The organism is Ensifer sp. Root1252 (assembly GCF_001425885.1).
Lineage (GTDB): Bacteria > Pseudomonadota > Alphaproteobacteria > Rhizobiales > Rhizobiaceae > Ensifer > Ensifer canadensis.
Genome location: NZ_LMDT01000001.1, coordinates 699,416 through 721,902 on the forward strand (window position 1 = coordinate 699,416; position 22,487 = coordinate 721,902).

A 22,487-nucleotide genomic window follows, 5' to 3' on the forward strand; every position below is an offset into this window, starting at 1 on the left:
GAGCAAGCGCGCCATGCCTGATATGACGTCGACCCTGACGATATTGCAGCCCTATCCCGGCATCTTCGCCTATTACGACGGGCGGATTGCCGGGACCCGGCTCCATTCCGAGGGACCAAACTGGCTGGACGATGGCGCCTATGCGTTGGGCGTCGCGTCCTACGCAATCGTCGATGGCGGTGAGGCGCTCGTCTACGACACCCACATCTCCATCCCCCACGCCGAAGCCATTCGCGTCCATCTCGAAGGCCTTGGCGTCACCTCGATCCGGGTCGTGCTCAGCCACTGGCACAAGGACCACGTAGCCGGAAACGCCGCCTTTGCCGATTGCGAGATCATCGCTTTGTCGCTGACGGCGGAACGGCTTGCCGAAAACCGCGAGAAGATCGAAATCGCAACGCCGCCGATCCATCCCCTCGTCATGCCCAACCGCCTGTTTGAGCACGGGCTTGATCTCAAGGTGGGGCAACGAAAGGTGGAACTGCATCATTTCGCCATTCACAGCGCCGACGGCAATGTCCTCTGGCTGCCCGAGGAAAAGCTGCTGCTGGCCGGCGACACGGTCGAAGACTGCGCCACCTTTATCGCCGAAGCCGAGCAGGTCGCAACGCATATCGCCGAATTGAAGCGCCTGCGGGAATGGCCGATCGCCCGCATCCTGCCAAGCCACGGCGATCGCGATCGTATTGCTGCGGGCGGCTATGACGCGGCGCTGATCGATGCGAACCGAAGCTATCTCGAACGTTTGGTGCGCGCGGCCGCGGACGGAACTCCCATCGGGCCTCTCAAGGATTTTGCTGCCGATGAGATCGCCGCCGGTTCGATCCTCTACTTCGCGCCCTATGAAGAGGTGCACGACAGCAATGTCGCCAGAATGCGCGCTGCAGCCAAGAGCATCTGACGTTTGCAACCGCCAGCCTTCATTTTCGCCGCAAAGCGCACTAAGTCTTGTTCGTCCGATTTCATAATGACAGGCAAATCATGACCTATCCCGCCAACACCCCCACCCCGATCGACCCGGTAAAACTCGACAAGCTCGCGGAAGTCGCCATCAAGGTCGGCCTGCAGCTGCAAAAGGGCCAGGACCTGGTAATGACGGCGCCGATCGCCGCCATGCCGCTTGTGCGCGATATCGCCAAGCACGCCTACAAGGCCGGCGCCGGTCTGGTGACGACGTTCTATTCCGACGAGGAAACGACACTTGCGCGCTACGCCTACGCGCCTGACGAAAGCTTCGACCGGGCAAGCGACTGGCTTTACGAAGGCATGGCCAAGGCATTCGGCGGCGGCGCTGCCCGCCTAGCCATCTCCGGCGACAACCCGATGATGCTGTCGGCCCAGGACCCGAGCAAAGTGGCGCGCGCCAACAAGGCCAATTCCATCGCCTACAAGCCGGCGCTCGAAAAAATCACGAATTTCGACATCAACTGGAACATCGTCTCCTATCCGAACCCTGCCTGGGCGCAGCTGGTGTTCCCGAACGATCCCGAGCCGATCGCGGTGGAAAAGCTGGCCAACGCCATTTTCGCCGCGTCGCGCGTCGATCTCGACGATCCGGTTGCGGCCTGGAAGGCGCACAATGCCAACCTGGCGCGACGCTCCGCCTGGCTGAACGGCGAACGCTTCGCCTCGCTGCATTTCACCGGCCCCGGCACCGATCTCGTCGTCGGGCTGGCCGATGGCCATCTGTGGTGTGGCGGCGCGTCGGAAGCGAAAAACGGCATCATCTGCAATCCCAATATCCCGACCGAAGAGGTCTTCACGACACCGCACGCGCTGCGCGTCGAGGGATACGTCTCCAGCACCAAGCCGCTGTCGCATCAGGGTACGCTGATCGACAACATTCAGGTCCGGTTCGAAGGCGGACGCATCGTCGAGGCGAAGGCTTCGCGCGGCGAGGAGGTGCTGAACAAGGTGCTCGACACCGACGAGGGCGCGCGCAGGCTCGGTGAAGTGGCCCTCGTGCCGCATTCCTCGCCGATTTCGGCAAGCGGCATCCTGTTCTACAACACCCTGTTCGACGAAAATGCCTCGTGCCACATCGCGCTTGGCCAGTGCTACTCGGGCTGCTTCGTCGACGACACCAGCCTGACGCCGGAACAGATCCGCGCCCAGGGCGGCAATTCGAGCCTGATCCACATCGACTGGATGATCGGCTCCGGCCAGGTGGATATCGACGGCGTGCGCGCCGACGGCAGTCGCGTGCCGGTCATGCGGCAGGGCGAGTGGGCTTGACGCAGTTCGGTGTCATCGGCGGCGGCGGCTGGCTGGGCAAGGCCCTGTTGCTGCCCGCCCTTGCCGATGGCGTCATCGCCGGGGAGGCGTTGACCGTCTCCTCGCGCAGCGGCACCGTCCCGGGCTTCGAGCCCTGGCCGGCTGTCCGCCAGACGAAAGATAACGCCGCGCTCGCCGCTGACGCGGATGTGGTGATGCTGTCCGTACGCCCACAGGATCTCGACGCCATCGCGCTCGATCTCTCGGGCAAGCTCGTCATTTCGGTGATGGCGATGGTTTCGCTTGCCGACCTTGCCGCCCGCTTCGAGGCTCGTCGCATCATCAGGGCGATGCCGAATACTGCCGCCGAAAAGCGGCTCTCCTTCACACCGTGGCTTGCAAGCCCTGACACCACCGAGGCGGATTGCGCCTTCGCCGAGCGGCTCTTTGAAGCATCCGGCAAGGTGCAAAGGATCGCGACGGAAACCGAGCTCGACTACTTCACCGCCTTGACCGGCTCCGGCCCTGCCTTTCTTGCCGTCTTTGCCGATGCGATGATTTCCGATGCCGTGACGAAAGGCATCGAGAGAGGCATCGCCGAGCGCGCCGTGCGCCAGCTTTTCCTCGGCGGCAGCACCTTGCTGGCAGGCAGCAAGCAGACGCCTGACGAAATCGTGCAAACCTTCCTCGATTACGCTGGCACGACCGCGGCCGGGCTCGAGGCCATGGCTGCCGCCGATATCCACACGCCGATCGCTCGGGGGTTAACGGCCGCCGCTGCGAAAGCGGCGGCCGGCACCCGCGACTGCGACCTCGGGTAGGTTTTTGCCGGGGCGCCTGCCTTGTCCAACCTCAGCGCTTGCCTGGATTGGTGAGCGAAGGGGGCACCTTGTTCTTCACGCACGGGCCGGGCGAACGCGAGGCGCCAGTTGCGCCCGCTGGCTCAGCCAGACGCTGATTAGCACGACGAGAATGCCCAGCGCCTGGACCGGTGTCAGACGTTCATCAAGCACACCCCAGCCGAGCAGGATCGCGACGACAGGACTTAGGAAGCCGAGCGGCGCTACGGCCGAGGGCTCGAGGCGCGACAGCCCCCGGAACCAGAGCAGATAGGTGAAGGCGGCGCCGATCAGGCCGAGATAGGCGAGGCCCGCGTAGTTCGCCATCGTCAGGGTCGGCAGGGCCGGCTCAAAGAAGAGAGCGACCGGCACCAGCAGCACTCCGCCGGCGGCAAGCTGCCAGGCGGTGAAGGTCAAGGGCGGCACGGGCGGCGCCCAGTGGCGGCTCAGAACCGTGCCGAAGGCCATCGACACGGCACCGGCAAGACCGGCAACGACGCCGAGTGGATCGAGCGTTGCGCCCGGTGTCAGCACAAGCAGGCCGACGCCGACGATGCCAGCAAGGCCGGCGATGATGCTCAGCGCGCGGATCGGCGAGCCGAGAAAGACGCGCGACAACAGGATGACGATCAGCGGCTGGATCGCGCCGACCGTGGCGGCGACGCCGCCGGGCAACCGGTAGGCAGACACGAACAGCATCGCCCAGAAGAACGAGAAATTGAGGGCGCCGAGCAGGAACGTGCGCGGCCACCAGATGCCTGAAGGCAGCTGGCGGACGATCAGCAGGAGCAAGAGCCCCGCCGGCAAGGCGCGCAACATGGCGACCGTCAAGGGATAGCCCGGCGGCAGCAGTTCGGTCGTGACCAGATAGGTGCTGCCCCAGATGGCAGGCGCCAGGGCGGTCAGGGCGAGGTCGGCGTTGCGGCTGGCGATCATGTCTCTACCTCAAGTATCTCTAGATCAAGATATCTCCGTTATAACCGATATTATCTTGACGTCAAGATATCTTCGCCTTAGGCATTTCGGAAGAACGGTGGAGGCTCAGATGGATCACGTCGATAGAATTCTGGCGCAGTGGCAACGCGAACGACCAGACCTGGACGTTTCGGCCATGGGCCTTCTCGGCCGCTTCACGCGGCTGCGTAACCATATCGGACGCGAGATCGAAAAGACCTTCGCCGAGCGCGGATTGACGTCGGCGAGCTTCGACGTGCTTGCGGCGCTCAGGCGCTCCGGATCACCCTTTCAGCTCTCACCCGGCGAACTGCTGGCGACCACCATGGTCAGTTCCGGCACGATGACCAACCGCATCGACCAGCTGGAAAAGCAGGGTCTCGTCCAGCGCCTCGACAATCCGGACGACCGCCGCGGCGTGATCATAGCGCTGACGGCGGAAGGCTTGGAACGCGTCGACGAGGCTGCGACGGCCCATGTCGCCAACCAGCACCGGGTCGTTGCAAGCCTTGCACCGGACGAGCGCGAAGCGCTGGATGCGGTGCTGCGGAAACTGCTTGCAACCTATGAATAGGGCTGACGATCAGATGCGTCCGGCGAGCTGCCGCACGCGGGCAAGGTGACGCTTACGTTTCTCATCCGTGGCCCGATCCATGTCGTGCAGGCTGACCATGCGGAAATCGAGGCCCTTGGCGCAGAAGGCGGCAATACCGCGCTTCAGCAGCCGCCGCACGGGGTTGCCCATATAAAGATGCACCACCCACCAGGGCGATCCCGTCGTCGTCAGCGCCCAGAAGAGCTTGATGTTCTTCAGCCGCGGGATGATGCGGCCGCCGGCCGGATCGTTGTCGAAGGCAACGCCCGGCACGAAGACCCGATCGAAGAAGCCCTTGAGGATCGCCGGAAAATTGAACCACCATTGCGGAAAAACCAGGACGATCCCGTCCGCTGCCTGCAGCCGCGCGATCAACCCGGCCGTTAAGCTGGCATCGTAGTTGTCGGTGAAATAGCTGCCGCGCTCTACCTTGCTCAACCTCGGATCGAAATCCTCGCGATAGAGATCGAGCAGATCGACGGTATGGCCACCGGCAACAAGCGCCCGTTGCGCTTCGCGGGCGACGCTGGCGGCAAAGCTGTCTTCCAGCGGATGGGCGAGCACGAGCAGAATATGCATCCATTGTTCCTACTGCATAAGACCTGGGATCGAGATCGATCGACGGAGAAAATGATCCAAAGAATCAATCTATTGCAATGACGATCTTTTGAGCCGTAGCGCGACCCGCCCGCGACGAACGCATGTCACCGGAAAATCGGCCGATTCCAAATGCGTTTGCCAAACTCGCCCTTGCTCAGAGACCGGAGGAGTAGGCGGGCCGGGCGCGCGCTTCCAAGGCCAGTTCCTCGAACACGGATGGCGACCGGCGCGACGCCCAGGCGGAAATCAGTTGCGCAGCGTTATCTTCAACGGCTTGCCCTGAATGAAGCTGGAGATCGTAGCGCTGCCCCTCGTGAATGCGATGGAAATCGTCTGTAGCGCTGCCGATCGGCCGGTCCGCGCGCAGCGTTTCCCGTCGGACAAGTTCCTGAAGCTCACAGTGGAGCGCGACGAAGAAGACATCGAAGGACTGCAGCATCATCGCCAGCTCAGACGCCCAACCGGGCTCCTCGAGAATGTGTTCCAGCAGGAGATTGTTGCCGGCCGAGGCATAGGCGACCAGGGAGCGGTGGAACCCTTCGAAGAAACGGGCACGGTATTCCTGCCACCTGAAGTCGCCGCGCCGGAATCTTTCCGTCGGCAACGTTCCCGAATCACGAATATGGTCAATCGAGACGTGCCAGAATGGCTCGCCGATTTGTGCCTGGACCGCGCGCGCCAGAGTGGATTTTCCACTGCTGGAAGCGCCGTGAATGAAGATAATCTTGGCTCGTTCGACCATATCTGACTTCCATTCCGCAGAGTGCTGTGAGCGCGGCGTTATGCTGCCTCCGTGACAGGGAAATGAAAAGCAGGCGTCATTGATGCAGGCCGCACAGTCAACCCGTCCTCGTTGGAAAGATGAGGGCTCCCGTGATCGCAAACCTTGCCTAGAACAGGCTGCCTTGCTTCGACGGGTCGCCACCGGAACCACCGGTTTTCGGCTGCTTCTTCCTGGCGGCCGCCTGGGCTGTCGGCTCCCCACCCTCACCCGCAATCGCCGAAACGCTGCCGTCGGCAAATTCCAGCGACAGCGCCATGCCGGGCGCAACGGCCGCGGCCTGGCGAACCGGGCCGCCCTCGCCGTCGCGCACCAGCGCAAAACCGCGCTGCAGGACATTGCGATAGGACAGCGATTGCAGGATGCGGTCCTGTGCGGCGATGACACCCGTCAACCGGCGAATGTCCGTGCGGATTGCCGCGTCGCACCGCGCAACCAGCCCAGCCACGCGATCCGTCGAGCGGTGGATCTGGGCCAGCAGGCGCGACGGCAGCGCGCGCAGCGACGCATCCGCCGCCGAGACACGCGACTGTCCGCGATGGACCTGACGCTCGACGACGCGCTCGGCGCGGTTCATCGCATCGTTTAGCCGTTGCCGACGATCGCCGAGCCGCGCCTTGACCAGATCCGGCCGCAGCTCCGCCGAAGCGCGCTCGAACATCCGGCGCTTGTTCGTTGTGTTCATCATCAGACCACGCCCGAGGCCGAGGGCAGCCTCGTCGAAGCGTCGACGCGGCAGCGCCAACAACTGATCGAGCGACGGCAGCGCCCGGGCAAGCGACCGCACCACTTGGCGACGGTTTTCCATCTGCCTGACCATGCCGGCCTTCAGCCGCGCCGAAAGGCCGGATACTTCCGCTTCCAGATCGGCCTTGACCGGCACGGCCATTTCCGCCGCCCCGGTCGGGGTCGGTGCGCGTTGGTCGGCAGCATAGTCGATCAACGTCCAGTCGGTCTCGTGACCGACGGCCGAGATCAGCGGGATGACGGACGCTGCCGCCGCGCGCACGACCGCCTCGTCGTTGAAACCCCAGAGATCTTCCAGGCTGCCGCCACCGCGCGCGACGATCAGGACGTCGGGGCGGGTGATCGGCCCGCCGGCTTCGCATTCGTTGAAGCCACGGATGGCCGCCGCCACCTCGTCTCCCGAGCCTTCGCCCTGGACCCTAACCGGCCAGACGACGACATGGACGGGGAACCGGTCGGCGATGCGGTGGAGGATATCGCGAATGACGGCCCCGGTCGGCGAAGTGACCACGCCGATCACCTTTGGCATAAAAGGCAGCGGCCGCTTGCGCGTCGCGTCGAACAGGCCTTCGGCGCCAAGCTTGCGCTTGCGCTCTTCCAAAAGCGCCATCAACGCGCCGGCACCGGCCGGCTCCAGCGTCTCGATGACGATCTGGTATTTCGACGAACCGGGGAAGGTCGTGACCTTGCCGGTGGCGATCACTTCCATGCCCTCTTCCGGGCGGAAGCGCAGCCGCGAGAAGGTGCCCTTCCAGATCACCGCATCGATGCGCGCCCGATCGTCCTTGAGCGCGAAATAGGCGTGCCCCGAAGAATGCGGCCCACGATAGCCCGAGATCTCGCCACGCACACGAACCTGATCGAAGGCCTGCTCGACCGTACGCTTGATCGAGCCGGAAAGCTCGGAGACCGAATATTCGGTGAGGTTGCTCGGAGAATCGTTGTCGAAAATGGAGCTCATGCCCATTTGTAGCCGACGAGAGGCCCAAGGTCAGCAGAACCGTGCGCCTTTCTACCGGTTTCTTCCTCCGCCGTCCCCGCTCGCTATGGCTTCAGCGCGTAGAGCAAAATGCTGGATTTCTCGGAAACAGGCAGCGGCGTCAGAAACTCCGGAACCCGACCGGCGGCGAGCTGCCCGTAGAGCCCCCGAGGTTCCCGCTTGATGATCATGTCTGCCTGAACATCGTTGGCGCAAAATGCCAGGATCGGTTCGTGCAACTTGCTCAGCATCGCCTTGGCATCAGATGGCGACGCCAGCCCGATCTTCAGCTCCATAAGCATGCCATCGGCATTGCGATGATAGGGCGCCGTCAAGACACGGTGGCTCGTGTATCTAAGGATCGAGGCGCCGATATCCGAAGGACCAACGATCATCGATGGCGGAAGACCTTCAAGATCTGAAAGAGCTGCCGGCGTCAGGCAGTTTTCGGTATTGGACGCCTGCGGCGCCTCCAGAGCGGCAAGGCCGTTGCGTGCCAAGGCGCCGCCGATTGCCCAGACTGCGGGCACCGAAAAAATCAGAACAAGGACATAGGCGAGCGATGCGCTCACGCCCCTGGTTCCCCCCTGCGACCAGGCTCGCATATCCACGAGCAGCAGCGAGAGCGGCAGGATTGCCAGAAGGTTGGAAAACGCCATCGCTCGCACCTGGACCATCGCGATGGCAAGATTGGCAGCAACAAGGGCGACGAGGATGAGATGCAGTCTGACCCGATCGCCCTGCCAAATGCGCCAGACACAGACGAGCGATGCAAAGACCCCACAGAAATAGTAGGCGCCGACGCTTGCCGGCTGGCGCGCCAGCACGGTCGCGAAGGATTGCGCCTCGGTCACACGGTCGAGCCAAAGTTCGATCAACAGCGGGTCAAGATCGGCAAGCGGGTTGCCAAGGCATTGGGGCGCAATAACGAGTGCGACAGCCAGGACGGAACAGGCACTGACGGCCAGCGCGACAAACCGAGCCGATATTCCGCGATCGCTAACAAATGCCGCAGACGCAGCCAGCACACAACCGCCGACAAGTGCCAGGGAGTAGAAGGCGATCGACAGGTTGTCACAGGTTGCCACGCGATAGAGGTGAGGCGGCACCGTGAGGAAGAACACAGTGCTCAAGGTAACTGCCAGTGAGATGCCGAAAGCGATGGTCGCACCAGCAACGTCCCGCCCGAGGAGCGCCCATTGCAACGCGACAATGGCACAAACGACCGCCACAAGCGGCGTCGTCTCGGCGCCGATGGCAATCGCCAGCGCCGCCGCCGCGCCGGCAATCACGTAGTTGCGCGCACGATGGCGCATGTCGACCAGCATCGCGGCCATCACTGCAGCCAGGACCAGCTGGACGTTGTGGTGATCGATGGCGCCACCCATAAACCGATTGCTGGTCACCACAAAGATCGCCGTCAGACCGAGGCAGAAATGCATGCATTGCGTTCCGCCAATACGACGGCCGGCGAGCCCCATGAACACCAGCAATGGAATGGCGAGGAAGATCGGCCAGATCGCAAGCGCCAGCACTTCGGCTCTGTCGGCACCGAAGAGCGGACTGAGCAAGGAAATGAGCCCGGCTATCGGCAGGTCGATCAGCCGCGACCAATGCATCTGCGTGCCGCCATCCAGACCGAGACGAAGCTGGACCAGGTCGAACCAGCCTTGACCGTTGAGCAGGTCTCGAACCTGAACCAGCCGCATGGCGTCATCATTGTCGCGGCCCACATAATCCGATGCGCGGAGGAAACGGACGGCCAAAAACAAGACGACGGGCGCGCCATAGAACAGGACCATCCAAGGCAAGCTCGACCAGAAGCGCATTTTTGCGGTCACTGCCGCCGGGTCCTGACGTCTCGCAATTCTGTCCAGCATCTTCTTACGCCCCTATCCTCCCAGGACCCTAATCGGGCGGGATCAAAAAACCGTAAAGTTGTACCGGGCTCCCGAAGACAAAGGCGCTGACGCGCATGTGCACTTTGGCGTGTTGTTAACCGGCGACACCTATCATGCGCTGACACTTTCAAATCGAGCTGCGCCGATGTTTGAACCCTTAAGCATTGCTGTCCTTCTGCCCTGCTACAACGAAGCTTCGACCATCGGCGGCGTCGTGCGCGACTTCAGAGCCGCATTGCCGACGGCCAGCATTCACGTCTTCGACAACAACTCGACGGACGGAACCGCCTTGCAGGCAATGCTCGCCGGCGCCACCGTCGTTCGCGAAAGACGGCAAGGCAAAGGACACGTGGTCCGGCGGATGTTCGCCGACATCGACGCGGATATCTACGTGATGGCAGATGGCGACGGCACCTACTCACCGGCTGACGCCGAGGACCTGATCCGCACGCTGATTACCGAACAGTCGGACATGGTCGTGGGGACGCGGCGCAATATTCGCGAAGATGCAGGCAGGCAGGGTCACGCGCTCGGCAACAAGCTCTTCAACTACCTCTACCGGTCGATCTTCGGTACGGATTTCAGTGACATCTTTTCCGGCTATCGCGTCTTCTCGCGACGGTTCGTGAAGAGTTTTCCGGCGATATCCGCCGGCTTCGAGATCGAGACCGAGATGTCGGTGCATGCCTCGCGGTTGAAGCTGCCGGTCAGCGAACTGGAGCTGGATTATGGCAGACGCCCCGAAGGCTCGCATTCCAAGCTCTCAACTTACCGCGACGGCGCCAAGATCCTCTGGATGTTCGCAATGCTGATGAAGGAAACGCGACCCTTCGCCTTCTTTGGTCTGATCAGCCTCGCTTTCATGACAACGAGCCTGATTTTCATGACGCCGGTGCTGATCGAATATTTCGGCACGGGGCTGGTTCCCCGCATGCCGACCTGGGTGCTTTCGATGGTGCTGCTGCTGATATCGATCACGATGTTCACCGCCGGCCTGATCCTGGACTCCGTATCGCGGGCCCGCACCGAGCAGTTGCGGCTGCATTACATGGCGACCGGCCGGCGCGCAGCGCGAGAGGCTGTCGTCGAAAAGCCGGCGGTCCCGCAGCTCCGTGCCCACCGGCGCGGACCGGACGCGGCCTAAGCTCACGAGATATATGGAACCCCTGTCGATGAACCGCGAAACCACCAACCGCATACGCTTTGTCATCGAAGACATATTGCCGCCGTTCGTCAGGGACTCACGCCTGTTCAAGGGCATGGCGAGCCTCGCCTGGGGCGAGCATATCGGCCACCTCGCCCGTTTTCGCGAACGTGCCCCCTTCCTGACGGCCTTAGAATACGAGCAGCTCTACAAGCAGCATCCACGCGTTCACGAAGGAACCGACAATTCCGAAGCCTGTGTTCGCAAGATTGCGGCCGAAGTACGCGGCAAATCCGTCTGCGATGTCGGTTGCGGCACCGGCGTGCTGCTGAAGCACATCCGAGGCGCGAACCCCGATCTGCGGCGCTTGACCGGCGTCGACTTCGCCATCGATGACGCCGCCACAATCGAGGGCGTGGAATACTTCGCGGCGATGATCGAAGAGCTTCCCTTCGCGGATGGCGAATTCGATACCGTCGTCTGCACCCACGTCATCGAGCATATCCTCGACTATCGCAAGGCGATTGCCGAACTGCGCCGTATCACCCGGCAGCGGCTGATCATCGTCGTTCCGCGCGAACGCGAATATCGCTACACCTTCAATCCGCATTTCAATTTCTTCCCCTATACGCACTCCTTCCTGCGGGCGATGCATCCTGTCCCAGCGCAACACGCGTGCATCGATATCGGTCGCGATATTTTCTATTGCGAAGACAAGGCCTACTGCATGTTTCCTTAAATCCTATTCGATTTAAGGATAAAAACATGCAGCAATTCAAAGTGCTACAGCGACCTTTGCGCGTCTAATGAGACGCGCGGCGCTGTAGCCGATGCGAGGTGCCCTGCGATGAATCTCAATCTCGCCCCGGCCGTTTGGTTTGGACTGTTCTTCACGCCGGTTTTGATCTCGGCCGGCCAGATCCTTTTCAAGCTGACGAGCGCCAAGACGGGAAGCCCTGACGCACAGGGCCTGCTGGCGCTCATCTTCAGTCCGACGCTGCTGACGGCCCTGATCGTCTACGGCTTCGGCACGATCATCTGGATCTTCACCATCAGGTCGGTACCGCTGACCATCGCCTACTCGTTCATGGCCCTGACCTTTTGCATCGTGCCGCTGCTTGCCGCCGTCTTCCTCGGCGAAGCCTTGACGCTGCGCTATGTCGGTGGCGCGGTGCTGATCATCGGCGGCATGATCATCATCAACTCCTGACGGCGATGCCAGCAATGTGGGTTTCATGATCATTATCGCCACCGTCATGCTCGGCATGCTTGTCGCAGGCCTCCGTTCGCCTCGGACATGCCTGTTCGTTGCCGGCGTGCTTTCCATCCTGGCGGGTGCAGGTGGTGACTGGGTGCAGGTTGCAGCAGCGATCGGCGGCTACAACATGGGCATTGCACTGACGCTGTGCGGCGCCATCGTCGCTGGCGTGCATAACGGCTGACACGTCATCCCTTGCGTTCGAAGAAGGTTCTGGTTTCCTCGTTGGCCGGGAAGAAGGATTCGATCAGCACACCTTCCACTAGGGCGTCCTGGGTCGAGCCGAAGGTCTGCAGCGTGGTGATGAAGCTCAACGTAACCGGCCCGACGCGCAACTCGACAGGCAGAACCGGTAGCCGGTCGGTATCCGGATAGTTTTCGACCGCGCGCTTGACGGCGGGATCGGCCGCCAGTTTCTCCAGCCTCTTGCCAAGGCGACTCCTCGGCCCCTGCAGCCAGGCTTCGGTGCGAACGCGCTGGACCAGATCGGCGGCCGCAGCCTCCCAATTGACGACGAGGGCGCGGACATTTTCCGACGAGAGAAAAGCATCGAGAAAGTTCTGGCCGGGATTGAAAGGCACGTCGGCCGAAACGGCGAGCGCCGCCAGCGCCGGATTGACGATCAGGAGCGTGTATTCATGATCGAGCACCAGGCCCGGATAGGGATCGTGGCGAGCAAGGATGAGCCGGATGGCATTGGCCACGGCGGCGGGCATGGCATCGAGCCCCGACGCAGGGCGCGTCGTCATGCGCGGACGATATCCGGCGGCTGAAAACAGCGTGCCCTGGTCGCGCGCAGGAATGTCGAGCACCGAGGCCAGACGCAGGATCATGCCTTCCGATGGCTTCGATCGGCCGGTTTCGAGGAAGGAAAGGTGCCGCGTCGAGATGCCGGCAGCCACCGCCAGGTCAAGCTGGCTCATGCGGCGGTGCCCACGCCATTCCTTCAGGTGATTGCCGAATTCCATCGATGCCGATCTCCGTTGTGCCGGCAGATTGGCGCAGGCGCTGCGCAAAATCCACTACCTGCGAGGTAATTGGTTTCATGACCGGGAGGCGGCAACATCCGGATATCGACAAACGAATGGAGCCGAAAATGTTGAACCTTTCCAACCGCAGCCTGCTCAACAAGACCTTCCTCGCCGATGGCGCATTTTCGCTCCTCACCGGCGCGGTCCTCATCCTCGGTGCGGCCCCGCTCGCCGCTCTCATCAGCCCTGTCGCCACCCCGCTGATGATAAAGCTGCTTGGCGTCGGGCTTCTGGCCTGGGGGATTTTCCATCTCTCGGCCGCCCGCAACGGTGGGCCGGTTTCGGCTGCCGCCCGCGTCAGTATCGGCGGCGACGTCCTGTGGCAGATCGCAAGCCTTGCACTGCTTGCAACCGCCTATAACTCGCTGACGCCCATCGGCGTCGGGTTCTTGATCGTCGGCCTGATCGGCGTCGGCGACTTCCTGTTCTTCAAGGTGAAGGGCTTCGCCAGGGAGCGCGCGGCGCTGGCCTGATCCGACAACAACGAGAAATGCCCGCCGGCTCGCGCCGGCGGGCTTTTTCTTTCATTAGCCGGCTCAGATCTTTTCCCAGCCGTCCTTGTCGCTGGCGCGGTAGATCGCATCGATGAGCTTCTGGTTGAGCCGCGAGTTTTCGAGCGTGACCACTTCCTCGGCTTCGCCCTTTGCAGCGCGCGCAAACGCTTCCGCCTGCAGCTTGTACTGGCGTGCATCCTGGAAGCGGAAGAGCTGCGACTGGGCGTGGTTCTGGTTGGTGAGCTCCACTTCCTCGCGCCCGTAGCGGTCGGCATTGAACGGCGATTTCACCTCGATGAAACCCTTGTCGCCGTGGAAGACCATGACCTGGCGGGCGGCAAGCTGCGTGGAGATATAGAAGCTCAGTTCGAAATCACCGAAGTCGGCGCGCACGCTCGAATAGATGTCGGTGCCGAATTCCGGGTCGCGATCAGTGCTTGCCTGCACGCGCACCGGCTCCTTGGCCGTCACGAAGCGCGTGGTGATCGTCGGGTAGACGCCGATATCCGGCAGGCCGCCGCCACCGAGTGCCGGAATGTTGCGCATGTTGCCGGGGTCGCGGTTGAAATAGGTGAAGGCACCCTGCACGTGTCGAAGTCGGCCGATAGCCCCTTCGGCAAGCAGCGAGCGGGCCTTGCGCCAGACGGGGCTGTAGGTGACCATGAAGGCTTCGGCGATCAGCACCTTGTTGCGATCGCGCGCCGCGATCAATGCATCGATCTCGGATGCCCGCAGCGCAATCGGCTTTTCGCAGAGCACATGTTTGCCGGCATTGGCAGCCTTGATCGTCCACTCCACGTGCTGCGAGGTCGGCAGCGGGATATAGACCGCATCGATCGTGTCGGAGGCGAGCATCTCCTCATAGGATCCGAAGGCGTGCGGCGCGGAAAAGCGGTCGGCCATGGCGCGCGCCTTTGCGAGGTCGCGGCTGGCGACTGCCGAAACGACGCAGTTCTCGGCGTCCTGAATGGCGGGCACGACGAGATCGCGGCCGATCTTGGCCGTGGACAGAATTCCGAAACGAAACATAGCGGGGCTCCCTGATTTGGCGGCTGAGACTACTGCATGATTCCTTAAACCGGAATCGATTTAAGGAGAAAATCATGCAGCAGTTTAAAGCGTTACAGCGCCTTTAGCGCGTCATATGACGCGCGGCGCCGTAGCGGCGAGGTGCGTACCTATCAAGCGGCGACGACCGATAAAAAAGACCGGCGGCAGGTGACAAGCTTTGTTCGCTTGCCTTATGTTCGTGCCGGCATCCTCCCGATCGCGCACTTGCTTTCATCCAGTCCAATGGAGCGAAACCATGGAAAAACGCAGACTTGGCCGCACTAACCTTTCAATCGCGCCGCTTGTCTTCGGCGGCAATGTCTTCGGCTGGACAGCTGACGAAAAGACGTCCTTCGCCCTGCTCGACGCCTTCTTCGATGCCGGCCTTAATGCCATCGACACCGCTGACGTCTACTCGTCCTGGGCACCAGGAAACCAGGGCGGCGAATCCGAGACGATCATCGGCAAATGGCTGAAACAGTCCGGCCACAGCCGCGACAAGGCTGTGATCGTTACCAAGGTCGGTTCCGAGCTTGGGCCGGACCGCAAGGGCCTGTCACGCCGCTGGGTCCTGCAGGCGGTCGAGGATTCACTGAAGCGGCTGCAGACTGATTATATCGACCTTTACCTCTCGCACTGGCCAGACCCCGAAACGCCTTACGAAGAAACACTTGCCGCCTATGACCAGCTTTTGTCTGAGGGCAAGGTGCGCGCCGTCGGCGCCTCGAACCTGAACTCGCTGCAGCTGCGCGAAGCGCTCGATGTCAGCGCCAATGGCGGCCTGCCGCGCTATGCGGTGCTGCAGCCGGAATACAATCTCTACGATCGCGACAGTTTCGACGGGCCGTTGCGCGATCTTTGCGTCAGCGAAGAGATCGGCGTCATCAGTTATTTCGGCCTGGCGCGCGGCTTCCTCTCGGGCAAATACCGCACGCACAAGGACCTTGAAGGGTCGGCGCGCGGCTCGGGCGTCGAAAAATATCTCGACGGCCGCGGCATGCGCATCCTCGGCGTGCTCGACGAAATCGCTGAAGAGACCGGAGCAACGCAGGCCGAGATTGCGCTCGCTTGGGTGCGAAACCGCAAGGGCATCACCGCTCCCATCGCCAGCGCCACCAATCTCGACCAGTTGACGAGCCTCATCCGTTCGACCCAGCTGACCTTGAGCGACGAGGCAATTCGACAGCTCAACGACGTCAGCGAATAGCAGGAGCAAGGCAAGGACGATGGCATTGAGCATACGGGCGGCGACCGCCAGCGACGAAACGCATTGGCGCCGCCTGTGGGCCGGCTATGTCGCCTTTTCCGGCATTGAGCTGGCGGAGGACATCGTCAGTCTGACCTGGAGCCGCCTCATCGATCCCGCTGCACCGCTCTTTGCCCGGCTGGCGATCCTCGATGGCGAACCGGTCGGTTTCGTGATCTGCCAGGAACAGCTCGCGACCTTCTTCCGACACCCCATCTGCTACATCGAGGATCTCTACGTTGATCCATCAGCGCGCGGCCAAGGCGTCGCCCGCGCCATGATCGACGACCTGATCGCGCTCTGCCAGGCGTCGGACTGGGACCGGCTCTATTGGTATACCGAACGCGACAATGCCGTGGCGCGCCGTCTCTACGACCGCTACTCGGTAACCGACGACCACGTGCGCTACAAGTTGACTTTCGGCACGTTCACCGGCTCGGGCAAGAGTGCGTAGAACGCATGATGGCTGCCGTGCTGGTTCGCCATGCCGGGCTTGGTCAGCATCCCGCGCGGCTCGGCGAAGCTTCGGATCCGGCGCGCCGGCCGCTCGTGCCATTGGATATTGAACGCCCAGAGTTTCGGAAAGAAACAGAGCGATGAATAGGGCAGATGGTCGTGGATCCACCAGGCGATCGACTGCCAGCCGCCGAGCTCGTGGCGACGGTCCCAGACCCAGGGAATGACGATGCAGGCGGATGCGCCGATGCAGCCGTCCGCATCGCGCATGTCCCAGATGTGATCGGCCGCCGACGCCGCATTGCTCGAGCAGTTGAGACCGCGGGCATTGCCAAAACCGTTGACCGCGCGGTTTCGGTATCCGGAGCGAATGGTCAAACGGCCGAAGGTCGCTTCCAGCGGTTCCAGTAGCTCCTCGCACAACCGCCGCCCGGCCTCGATCGCCAGCTCGGGATCATCGGGTATATTCGGGATACGATGAAAATCGGCGATCTCCGAATGCAGGAACTCGCGCAAGAAGAAGTTTTTCGACAGCCGCACGCGCCCGAGATCTTCCAATGCGGTTTCTTCACTGCGCTTCCCCTCGTGACACACCGCGTCAGCGCGACTTTGCCCGGCCGACCGGCGATTGCAAGTCCGATGCAAACGCCGATAGCCGTTGATGAGGGCCATCAACCGGCCTAGCTCGCATGCTTGAAGAAATCGATGAAGGCGCGAAGGGCCGGGCGCATCTGGCGCCGGCTCGGATAGTAGAGAAACGGGCCGGCATAGGGCGCGCACCAATCCTCGAGCACGCGGATCAACCGCCCTTCGGCGATTGGCGTTTCCACCCGTGAGAGGAAGAGATAGGCAAGCCCTGCTCCACCCATCGCCGCCTTGATAATCGGCCGGTCTTCCCCAAGGATTAACGGCCCCTCGACGGAAACCGTCAATTCCTCGCCGTGCCTCTCGAACTCCCAGCGATAGAGCGTGCCATTGGAAAAGCGTCGCCGGATGCAGCGGTGGCCGGCGAGATCGCTCGGATGAAAGGGGCGGCCGAAACGCTCGAAATAATCGGGCGATGCAACAACCGCACTTTCCAGCTCCGGCCCGACCTTGACGGCGATCATATCGGCTTCGAGGCTTTCGCCGAGTCGGATGCCGGCGTCGTAGCCTTGTTCGACGATGTCGGTGAAACCATCCTCGTTGGCGATTTCCAGCACGATCTCCGGGTAGCGGTTGAGAAAGGCACCAAGCCGGGGCGCCAGGATAAGATCGGCGGCAAATCGCGGCGCCGTGATGCGCAGATTGCCGGCCGGACGGTCGCGCGTGTCCGTGGCAGCCTCCAGCGCGTGGGCGATCTCGTCGAGCGCCGGTGCCAGTCGTTCAAGGAGGCGCCGCCCCTCCTCGGTCGGCGCGACGCTGCGGGTGGTGCGCGATAAAAGCCGCACACCAAGGCTCGCTTCAAGGCTGCCGACCGCGTGGCTGACGGCCGATGGTGCGATGGCAAGCTCGCGGGCGGCACCACGGAAGCTGCCATGGGCGGCAACCGCGGCAAGGACGGCGAGTTGGGAAAGCTGGGTCCTGTTCATTGATCTAAATAATAGAACAGCCCGTGAGAGTTGACAGAGATTTTCAACCGCATGCTGCGGCCCTATCCTTTGATCATCGTCGTAGCCAGACGGCACCGGGAAGAGCGGCATGCAGGACGCCGCTTGGAGCCGACTGGCCAAGCGCCGACGAATACCGGGCGTTTCGATGCGTTCGCGGGCCACCCTGGCGCGCCTGCATGGTCGCCCCTACCCCGAAAGGACATGACATGAAGACCCGCAAACTCGGGAATGAACTGACCGTCTCCGCCATTGGTCTTGGCTGCATGGGCATGAGCTTTGCCTATGGCGGCGCCGACGAGGCGGAATCGATCCGCACGCTGCAGCGCGCCGTCGACCTCGGCGTCACCTTCTTCGACACGGCCGAAGTCTATGGCCCTTACGAGAATGAAAAGCTTGTCGGCCGGGCGTTGAAGCCGCTACGCGACAAGGTCACGATCGCGACTAAATTCGGCTTCCGCATAGAGCCCGGCAAACCAGCGGCCGAGGCGATCAAAGGCATCGACGGTCGACCGGAAAACGCAAGGGCCGTGGCTGACGCCTCGCTGAAGAGGCTTGGGATCGATGTGATCGACCTCTACTACCAGCACCGCGTCGATCCCGGGGTTCCGATCGAGGAAACCGTCGGCGCCATGGCCGATCTGGTGCGCCAGGGCAAGGTGCGCACGCTCGGGCTTTCCGAGGCAAGTTCCGAAACGATCCGACGTGCCCACAAGGTGCATCCGATCGCGGCGGTCCAGAGCGAATATTCGCTTTGGTCGCGAGACCCGGAAGAGGACGTGCTGGCGACCTGCCGCGACCTCGGCATCGGCTTCGTGCCCTATAGCCCGCTTGGGCGCGGCATGCTGACGGGCACGATCCGCAAGGCTGACGATCTTGCAGCGGACGATTTCCGTCGCTCGTTGCCGCGCTTCCAGGCGGAAAACCTCGGCGCCAACGCCGCCCTTGTCGAAACGCTGGAAGCGCTCGCGCGCGAAAAAGGCGTAACCGCCGCCCAGCTGGCGCTCGCCTGGGTGATCAATCAGGGCGACTTCATCGTGCCCATCCCCGGCGCGCGCAAGCTCCACCACCTGGAGCAGAATGCGGCCGCGGCCGATATCGTGCTGAGCGCTGACGAACTTGCCCGGCTCGGCGATGCGCTGTCGCCGGCGCTCGTTGCTGGCAAGCGCTATACGGAAGCATCGCTGGCGCTCACCAATCGTTGAACGCGCATGCCCCGCCTCCTTGCCGAGGCGGGGCATTCACCCATCGAATTTTCAGCCGGATGCACTACCTTTCCTGTCGTGACCAACAATTTCGGAGGATCGGGAATGTCCGACGAGCAGGCGATCAGCGCGGTGGTGCATCTCTATGTGGACGGCATGGCCTTTGCCAACGAAGGTGCGTTGCGCAAGGCGTTTCACCCAGACGCGGCGATCATCGGCAACTACAGAGGCGCGCTCGAATGGATGACGCGCGACGGCTTCATCAAGGCGGTTCTGGACCAGGGGGCCGCGCCGCCCGGGAGCCAGCCGGAGATGGATGTGGAGATGACCGACATTACCGGCGATGCGGCAACGGTGAAGGTGATCGACAGCTTCGCCGGCGAACGCTTTTCCGATTATCTGTCGCTGGTCAAGATCGACGGGCGCTGGGTGATCGTCAACAAGATCTACCACCTTCACGCCTGATGGCGGGATCAAGCGGGAGCCTCGAGGCCATAGGTCAAATCATGGCGCTCGACCATGTCCAGCTGGCCATGCCTGCCGGGATGGAGGATGTAGCACGGGGTTTCTATGAAGGGCTGCTCGGCCTAACCGAGGTGCAGAAACCATTGAACCTTGCCGGACGTGGTGGCTGTTGGTTCGAGCGAGGAGAGGCAAGAATTCACCTCGGTATCGACCCGGCTTTCTCGCCTGCGCGCAAGGCTCATCCCGCCTTCCTTGTCGACGACCTTGCCCTGCTCCTTTTGCGACTCGAAGCCTCCGGCGTGTCGATCACGCGTGACGCGCCACTTGCCGGATATGCCAGGTGTTACGTCAGCGATCCCTTCGGCAACCGGATCGAGCTGATGCAACGCATTGGTTAGCCGCATGGCAAAGGCCGCTGCAAGCAGCGGCCTTTGCCATGGTTATAAACCGAACGGCCTTCAGGCGCGCAACACGCCGCCTGTCGTCTTGGTGACGTTGGCGACGATCTTGGCCGTCAAAGCCTCGAAGTCCTCGTCGGTCAGCGTGCGCTCGACCGGCTGGATCGTCACTTCGATGGCGATCGACTTCTTGCCTTCGCCAAGGGACGCTCCCTCGAACACGTCGAAGACGCTGACGCCGGTCACCAGCTTGCGGTCGGCGCCGGAGGCTGCACGCAGGATGGCACCTGCCTCGACGCCCTTGTCGACGACGAAGGCGAAGTCGCGCTTGACCGCCTGGAACGGCGAAAGATCAAGTGCCGGCTTGGTGCGGGTCGCCTTCTTCTTCGGTTCCGGCATGGCGTCGACATAGATTTCGAAGCCGCAGAGTGCACCGGAGACATCGAGCGCCTCAAGCGTCTTCGGGTGGAATTCACCGAAGGAGCCAAGCACGATCTTCGGACCGAGCTTGATCGTGCCGGAACGGCCGGGATGATACCAGGCGGGACCGCCGGCTTCGAACTGGACATTGCCCATCGGCACGCCGCAGGCTTCCAAGACCGCGATCGCATCGGCCTTGGCGTCGAAGACGTCGACCGGCTTGCCGCCGCCCTTGGCAGCATTCGACCAGAGACGACCGGCGCCGTTGAGCGATGCGGTGCCACGGCGTACGCCACCGGCAACGCGGCGCTGCTGATCCGGGCCATCGCCTTCATAGGTGCCGGAGACTTCGAAGAGCGCAACGTCGCCAAAGCCCTTGTCGGCATTGCGCTGTGCCGCCGACAGGAGACCCGGCAACAGCGACGGGCGCATGTCCGACATATCGGCCGCGATCGGGTTGGCAAGCTTCAGCGCCGGCTGACCGCCGCCGAAGAGCTTCGCCTGGTCTTCGGAAATGAACGACCAGGTGACGGCCTCCAGCATGCCGCGGCTCGCCAACGCGCGCTTGGCAAGGCGGGTGCGGATCTGCAGCGTCGTCAGGATCTTGCCATTGACGGTGCCATGGCTCGGCAAGGGTGCTGCAACAATGTTGTCGACGCCGTGGATGCGCATGACCTCTTCGACGAGATCGGCCTTGCCGTCGACATCCGGGCGCCAGGACGGCACCGAAACGTTGACGCGCTCGCCCGAGCCCTGGACGCCGAAGCCAAGCTTCTTCAGGATCGTGACGCTCTCTTCCGAGGAAACCTCGAGCCCCGTCAGGCGCTTGACCTCGGACATCGGGAAATCGACGATCTTCGGGCTATAGCCGGCATAGCCGACGACTTCTGCCTTGGCCGGCTTGCCGCCGCAAAGCTCGAGGACCAGTTCGGTGGTGCGCTCGAGACCGGGCACCATGTATTCCGGATCGACACCACGCTCGAAGCGGTAGCGCGCGTCGGTGATGATACCGAGCGTGCGGCCGGACTTGGCGATGTTCATCGGGTCCCAGAGCGCCGATTCGATCAGCACGTCTGTGGTGTTCTCATCGCAGCCGGAGTGTTCGCCGCCCATGATACCGCCGATCGACTCGATGGCCTTTTCGTCTGATATGACGACGTTGTTCGGGCCGAGCTTGTATTCGCGCTGGTCGAGCGCAAGCACGGTTTCGCCTTCCTTGGCGCGGCGCACAGTCAGGTTGCCCGTAACCTTGGCCGCGTCGAAGACGTGCATCGGCCGGCCCTGGTCGAAGGTCATGTAGTTGGTGATGTCGACCAGCGCGTTAATCGGACGAAGACCGATCGACAGCAGCCGCTGCTGCATCCATTTCGGCGACGGGCCGTTCTTGACGCCGCGCACGAGCCGCAGGCCGAAGCCTGGGCAAAGGTGACGATCTTCGCCAAGGTCGATCGTCAGCTTGACCGGGGTCTCGCCTTCGACCGCAAAGGCGGGTGCCGCGCGGGCCTTCAGCGTACCGAGGCCAGAGGCTGCGAGGTCGCGGGCGATGCCGTAAACGCTGGTGCAATCCGGGCGGTTCGGCGTCAGGTTGATCTCGATCATCGGATCGTCGAGGCTGGCATAGGCCGCATAGCTCGTGCCAACAGGCGCATCATCCGGCAGGTCGATGATGCCGTTGTGGTCGTCGGAGATCTCGAGTTCCTTTTCCGAACACATCATGCCGTGGCTTTCGACGCCGCGAATGTTGCCGACGGAGAGCGTGACGTCGATGCCCGGCACGTAGGTGCCCGATGCGGCGAAGGCGCCGACGAGGCCGGCGCGGGCGTTCGGCGCGCCGCAGACGACCTGAACCGGTGCGCCTGTGCCGGTATCGACCATCAGGACCCGAAGCTTGTCGGCATTCGGATGCTGCTCGGCGGAAACGACCTTGGCGATGACGAACGGCTTGAAGGCGGCCTTGTCGTCGACATCCTCGACTTCAAGCCCGATCATCGTCAAGCGCGCACAGATCTCGTCCAGCGAAGCGTCGGTATCAAGGTGGTCCTTGAGCCAGGAAAGCGTGAATTTCATGATTTCACCTGTGTCCTCGAGCGTTTCCGGCTTAAACCGGGTTGCAGAAACACT

The 22,487-nt window shown here is 62.6% G+C and carries 24 protein-coding genes; 14 read left to right on the forward strand and 10 right to left on the reverse strand.

What is annotated here, in order from left to right:
- Nucleotides 1-13 precede the first annotated feature (13 nt).
- From ASD02_RS03445 to ASD02_RS37950, 3 genes are all read left to right on the forward strand, one after another.
- Nucleotides 14-901 (forward strand): MBL fold metallo-hydrolase, encoded by an 888-nt coding sequence (locus ASD02_RS03445; RefSeq protein WP_082523422.1) that lies wholly within the window; start codon nt 14-16, stop codon nt 899-901.
- Between the two features lie 80 nt (nt 902-981).
- Nucleotides 982-2,235 (forward strand): aminopeptidase, encoded by a 1,254-nt coding sequence (locus ASD02_RS03450; protein ID WP_025425575.1) that lies wholly within the window; start codon nt 982-984, stop codon nt 2,233-2,235.
- Nucleotides 2,232-3,035: a pyrroline-5-carboxylate reductase dimerization domain-containing protein gene (locus tag ASD02_RS37950; protein ID WP_158268914.1), complete on the forward strand. Its 804-nt coding sequence runs from the start codon at nt 2,232-2,234 to the stop codon at nt 3,033-3,035. Before ASD02_RS03450 ends, ASD02_RS37950 begins: the two co-directional genes overlap by 4 nt.
- A 75-nt stretch (nt 3,036-3,110) precedes the next feature.
- Here the strand turns inward: ASD02_RS37950 and ASD02_RS03460 are convergent, their stop codons facing one another.
- Nucleotides 3,111-3,986 (reverse strand): EamA family transporter, encoded by an 876-nt coding sequence (locus ASD02_RS03460; protein WP_025425573.1) that lies wholly within the window; start codon nt 3,984-3,986, stop codon nt 3,111-3,113.
- Between the two features lie 100 nt (nt 3,987-4,086).
- On the opposite strand from ASD02_RS03460, the gene ASD02_RS03465 reads away from it, so the two are divergent.
- Complete coding sequence (locus tag ASD02_RS03465) at nt 4,087-4,581, forward strand: MarR family transcriptional regulator (RefSeq protein WP_025425572.1); 495 nt, start codon at nt 4,087-4,089, stop codon at nt 4,579-4,581.
- A 9-nt stretch (nt 4,582-4,590) separates the two neighbouring features.
- On the opposite strand, the gene ASD02_RS03470 is transcribed toward ASD02_RS03465, so the two are convergent.
- The 4 genes from ASD02_RS03470 to ASD02_RS03485 form a co-directional block, all read right to left on the reverse strand.
- Complete coding sequence (locus ASD02_RS03470) at nt 4,591-5,181, reverse strand: NAD(P)H-dependent oxidoreductase (protein ID WP_025425571.1); 591 nt, start codon at nt 5,179-5,181, stop codon at nt 4,591-4,593.
- Nucleotides 5,182-5,356: 175 nt separating this feature from the next.
- Nucleotides 5,357-5,944: an AAA family ATPase gene (locus ASD02_RS03475; protein WP_057219969.1), complete on the reverse strand. Its 588-nt coding sequence runs from the start codon at nt 5,942-5,944 to the stop codon at nt 5,357-5,359.
- A gap of 148 nt (nt 5,945-6,092) precedes the next feature.
- A complete protein-coding gene (gene xseA / locus ASD02_RS03480; protein ID WP_057219997.1) occupies nt 6,093-7,691 on the reverse strand; it encodes an exodeoxyribonuclease VII large subunit in 1,599 nt (532 codons plus the stop codon).
- A gap of 83 nt (nt 7,692-7,774) precedes the next feature.
- Nucleotides 7,775-9,589 (reverse strand): hypothetical protein, encoded by a 1,815-nt coding sequence (locus tag ASD02_RS03485; protein WP_038575812.1) that lies wholly within the window; start codon nt 9,587-9,589, stop codon nt 7,775-7,777.
- A 166-nt stretch (nt 9,590-9,755) separates the two neighbouring features.
- On the opposite strand from ASD02_RS03485, the gene ASD02_RS03490 reads away from it, so the two are divergent.
- The 4 genes from ASD02_RS03490 to ASD02_RS03505 all read left to right on the forward strand — a co-directional run bounded on the left by ASD02_RS03490 (nt 9,756) and on the right by ASD02_RS03505 (nt 12,196).
- Nucleotides 9,756-10,754 (forward strand): glycosyltransferase, encoded by a 999-nt coding sequence (locus ASD02_RS03490; RefSeq protein ID WP_038576640.1) that lies wholly within the window; start codon nt 9,756-9,758, stop codon nt 10,752-10,754.
- Nucleotides 10,755-10,782: 28 nt separating this feature from the next.
- Nucleotides 10,783-11,493 (forward strand): class I SAM-dependent methyltransferase, encoded by a 711-nt coding sequence (locus ASD02_RS03495; RefSeq protein ID WP_025425567.1) that lies wholly within the window; start codon nt 10,783-10,785, stop codon nt 11,491-11,493.
- Between the two features lie 108 nt (nt 11,494-11,601).
- Nucleotides 11,602-11,964 carry a transporter gene (locus ASD02_RS03500; RefSeq protein WP_025425566.1) on the forward strand — a complete coding sequence of 121 codons (363 nt, stop codon included), beginning with the start codon at nt 11,602-11,604 and terminating at the stop codon, nt 11,962-11,964.
- Between the two features lie 25 nt (nt 11,965-11,989).
- Nucleotides 11,990-12,196, forward strand: coding sequence for a hypothetical protein (locus tag ASD02_RS03505; RefSeq protein ID WP_025425565.1), 207 nt, complete (start codon nt 11,990-11,992; stop codon nt 12,194-12,196).
- 4 nt (nt 12,197-12,200) lie between these two features.
- Here ASD02_RS03505 and ASD02_RS03510 read toward each other — a convergent pair whose 3' ends face one another.
- The gene (locus ASD02_RS03510; RefSeq protein WP_025425564.1) at nt 12,201-12,980 is read right to left on the reverse strand and encodes a helix-turn-helix transcriptional regulator; all 780 of its coding nucleotides are present in this window, start codon (nt 12,978-12,980) and stop codon (nt 12,201-12,203) included.
- A gap of 128 nt (nt 12,981-13,108) precedes the next feature.
- Between ASD02_RS03510 and ASD02_RS03515 the strand changes: the two genes are divergently transcribed.
- Complete coding sequence (locus tag ASD02_RS03515) at nt 13,109-13,516, forward strand: hypothetical protein (RefSeq protein ID WP_025425563.1); 408 nt, start codon at nt 13,109-13,111, stop codon at nt 13,514-13,516.
- Between the two features lie 63 nt (nt 13,517-13,579).
- Here the strand turns inward: ASD02_RS03515 and ASD02_RS03520 are convergent, their stop codons facing one another.
- Nucleotides 13,580-14,566, reverse strand: coding sequence for a Gfo/Idh/MocA family oxidoreductase (locus tag ASD02_RS03520; protein WP_025425562.1), 987 nt, complete (start codon nt 14,564-14,566; stop codon nt 13,580-13,582).
- A 277-nt stretch (nt 14,567-14,843) separates the two neighbouring features.
- On the opposite strand from ASD02_RS03520, the gene ASD02_RS03525 reads away from it, so the two are divergent.
- Nucleotides 14,844-15,794, forward strand: a complete 951-nt coding sequence (locus tag ASD02_RS03525) for an aldo/keto reductase (RefSeq protein WP_025425561.1) — start codon at nt 14,844-14,846, stop codon at nt 15,792-15,794.
- A gap of 19 nt (nt 15,795-15,813) precedes the next feature.
- On the forward strand, nt 15,814-16,287 hold the full coding sequence (locus tag ASD02_RS03530) for a GNAT family N-acetyltransferase (RefSeq protein WP_057219970.1): 474 nt from the start codon (nt 15,814-15,816) through the stop codon (nt 16,285-16,287).
- On the opposite strand, the gene ASD02_RS03535 is transcribed toward ASD02_RS03530, so the two are convergent.
- Both ASD02_RS03535 and ASD02_RS03540 read right to left on the reverse strand, forming a co-directional pair.
- On the reverse strand, nt 16,239-16,883 hold the full coding sequence (locus tag ASD02_RS03535) for a hypothetical protein (RefSeq protein WP_038576634.1): 645 nt from the start codon (nt 16,881-16,883) through the stop codon (nt 16,239-16,241). The genes ASD02_RS03530 and ASD02_RS03535 overlap by 49 nt on opposite strands.
- 86 nt (nt 16,884-16,969) lie before the next feature.
- Nucleotides 16,970-17,860: a LysR family transcriptional regulator gene (locus ASD02_RS03540; protein WP_025425558.1), complete on the reverse strand. Its 891-nt coding sequence runs from the start codon at nt 17,858-17,860 to the stop codon at nt 16,970-16,972.
- Nucleotides 17,861-18,087: 227 nt separating this feature from the next.
- On the opposite strand from ASD02_RS03540, the gene ASD02_RS03545 reads away from it, so the two are divergent.
- The 3 genes from ASD02_RS03545 to ASD02_RS03555 all read left to right on the forward strand — a co-directional run bounded on the left by ASD02_RS03545 (nt 18,088) and on the right by ASD02_RS03555 (nt 19,946).
- Nucleotides 18,088-19,083: an aldo/keto reductase gene (locus ASD02_RS03545; RefSeq protein ID WP_025425557.1), complete on the forward strand. Its 996-nt coding sequence runs from the start codon at nt 18,088-18,090 to the stop codon at nt 19,081-19,083.
- A 105-nt stretch (nt 19,084-19,188) separates the two neighbouring features.
- A complete protein-coding gene (locus tag ASD02_RS03550; protein WP_025425556.1) occupies nt 19,189-19,548 on the forward strand; it encodes a nuclear transport factor 2 family protein in 360 nt (119 codons plus the stop codon).
- A gap of 41 nt (nt 19,549-19,589) precedes the next feature.
- Nucleotides 19,590-19,946: a VOC family protein gene (locus tag ASD02_RS03555; RefSeq protein WP_038575809.1), complete on the forward strand. Its 357-nt coding sequence runs from the start codon at nt 19,590-19,592 to the stop codon at nt 19,944-19,946.
- A 60-nt stretch (nt 19,947-20,006) separates the two neighbouring features.
- Here ASD02_RS03555 and pheT read toward each other — a convergent pair whose 3' ends face one another.
- Nucleotides 20,007-22,433, reverse strand: coding sequence for a phenylalanine--tRNA ligase subunit beta (gene pheT, locus ASD02_RS03560; protein ID WP_025425554.1), 2,427 nt, complete (start codon nt 22,431-22,433; stop codon nt 20,007-20,009).
- Nucleotides 22,434-22,487: the final 54 nt, after the last annotated feature.